The organism is Collinsella aerofaciens (genome assembly GCF_039836695.1).
GTDB classification, from domain to species: Bacteria; Actinomycetota; Coriobacteriia; order Coriobacteriales; family Coriobacteriaceae; genus Collinsella; species Collinsella aerofaciens_BD.
In genome coordinates, this window is the sequence record NZ_JBDPAC010000048.1 from 1 (window position 1) to 1,819 (window position 1,819).

General features: G+C 59.2%; 4 protein-coding genes. All 4 read left to right on the forward strand.

From position 1 onward, the window contains the following. Positions 1 to 183: 183 nt before the first annotated feature. On the forward strand, positions 184 to 603 hold the full coding sequence (locus ABG996_RS10680) for a hypothetical protein (protein WP_347479846.1): 420 nt from the start codon (positions 184 to 186) through the stop codon (positions 601 to 603). A gap of 78 nt (positions 604 to 681) precedes the next feature. Continuing rightward, positions 682 to 1,119, forward strand: a complete 438-nt coding sequence (locus ABG996_RS10685; RefSeq protein WP_347479845.1) for a single-stranded DNA-binding protein — start codon at positions 682 to 684, stop codon at positions 1,117 to 1,119. 72 nt (positions 1,120 to 1,191) lie between these two features. After that, the gene (locus ABG996_RS10690; protein ID WP_347479844.1) at positions 1,192 to 1,452 is read left to right on the forward strand and encodes a type II toxin-antitoxin system RelB/DinJ family antitoxin; all 261 of its coding nucleotides are present in this window, start codon (positions 1,192 to 1,194) and stop codon (positions 1,450 to 1,452) included. After that, a complete protein-coding gene (locus ABG996_RS10695) occupies positions 1,445 to 1,711 on the forward strand; it encodes a Txe/YoeB family addiction module toxin (protein ID WP_347479847.1) in 267 nt (88 codons plus the stop codon). The genes ABG996_RS10690 and ABG996_RS10695 overlap by 8 nt, the downstream gene beginning before the upstream one ends. The last annotated feature ends 108 nt before the right edge of the window (positions 1,712 to 1,819 follow it).

The following is a 1,819-nucleotide window of genomic DNA, read 5'->3' on the forward strand; positions in this document are numbered from 1 at the left end:
CCCGCACGGAACCCCGCACAAGCCCCCGCGCGGGGCGCGGGGCCTGGTGGAGGTTGCCGTGCAGACCCCTGACGGGCAACGGCCGCCCGCGGCGGCTTTCGCAAGAGCCAAAGCGACGCGCGGCGGGCAGTCAGGGGCACTCGCAAGGGGCGGTGCCGACGCCGTGCGGTTAGGAGAAGCCAGATGGGCTACTACGTTCAGATCGTCTACTCGGATTTCACCATCAAGAAGGAGGACTTCGATCGCGGTTACAAAATCGTCTGCGATCTCAACAGCCGCGACGACTTGAAGGGTGGAGGGAAGTTCGGCGGCACTCCGACGCCTAAGCCCGCTGATTCCAAGTCGTGCGCGAGCAGTCCAGACAAATGGTTCTCGTGGATGCTCTGGAACTACGACGAGGTTTGCGACAGCCTCCCTAAGGTTCTGGAGGAGCTTGGTTTCGGGATCGACTATAACGATGAGGGGGATATTATCGGTCTTTCCTATGACTCCAAGACCGGCGACGAGGACGTTTTCCTCGATGCACTCCGCCCGGTCATCAAGGAGGGTTCTTACATCGTCTGGGAGGGGGAGGACTACGACCGATGGTTCACTAGGTTCTAGATAATATTTCCAATGGTCGGGGCGGCGACTCGCCCCGACCCACCAACTTCACCAACATGCGACGAAAGGCATATCATCATGAGCATCAACCGAGTCAACATCACCGGCAACCTCACCCGCGACCCCGAGCTGCGCGTCGCCGCAGGAGGCACGCAGGTGCTCTCCTTCGGCGTCGCCGTGAACGACCGCCGCCGCAACCCGCAGACCGGCGAGTGGGAGGACTACCCGAACTTCGTGGACTGCACCATGTTCGGCACCCGCGCCGAGGCCGTGAGCCGCTTCCTCGCCAAGGGCAACAAAGTCGCGATCGAGGGCAAGCTGCGCTACAGCTCGTGGGAGAAGGACGGGCAGCGCCGATCCAAGCTGGAGGTCATCGTGGACGAGATCGAGTTCATGAGCCAGCGTCAGGGCGCCGCAGCCCCCGCTGCAGCCCCCGTTTCCACTCCCGCGCCCACACCGGCATCAGCCGCCGTCCCGCCCGCCGTGGACCTGTACGACGAAGATATCCCGTTCTAGCAAGTGATACACTGTATATACAATGCAAAGCGTGGTATATACAGTGTATTAGCATTGAAGGAGATACAGCTTATGTCGACCTCAAACATAAATATCCGAATAGAGGAATCTACCAAGCGCGACCTTGAGTCCGTTTGCAAGGAGCTTGGATTGTCAGTCACTACCGCATTTACCATTTTTGCCAAAAAGATGTGCAGGGAAAGGAGGATTCCCTTCGACGTCGCAATCGATCCCTTCTATTCGACTGAGAACCTAGACCATCTGCGCCGTTCGGTCTCGGAACTCGACTCAGGCGGAGGCTTGGAAAGGGGATTGATCGATGCCGATGAATAAGGTTTGGTCGCCAGAGGCGTGGAATGACTACCTTTGGTGGCAAAGCCAAGACAGAAAGACACTCAAGCGCATCAACGCCCTGATTCTAGATATTGACCGAAACGGCCTTTCGGTTGGAATCGGGAAGCCCGAACCGTTGAGGGGCGAGTTCTCAGGGCTTTGGTCACGCCGGATAGACAGAGCGAATCGTCTTGTCTACAGAATTACCGACAGAGGCATAGAGATCGTCTCGTGTAAGACGCATTACGGAGACCACTGATAGTATCCGACTCACTTGAAGCCCGCCCCAGCCCGGCGGGCTTTTCCATCCCCCGGCTCCCGCCCAGAGGGAGCGCTCCGGCGCCGCCTCCCCCTGGACCCCCGCAGG

Coding starts and splice junctions, on each gene's coding strand:
- ABG996_RS10690 (WP_347479844.1), top strand. CDS start 1,192: ATGTCGACCTCAAACATAAATATCCGAATAGAGGAATCTACCAAGCGC.
- ABG996_RS10695 (WP_347479847.1), top strand. CDS start 1,445: ATGAATAAGGTTTGGTCGCCAGAGGCGTGGAATGACTACCTTTGGTGG.
- ABG996_RS10685 (WP_347479845.1), top strand. CDS start 682: ATGAGCATCAACCGAGTCAACATCACCGGCAACCTCACCCGCGACCCC.
- ABG996_RS10680 (WP_347479846.1), top strand. CDS start 184: ATGGGCTACTACGTTCAGATCGTCTACTCGGATTTCACCATCAAGAAG.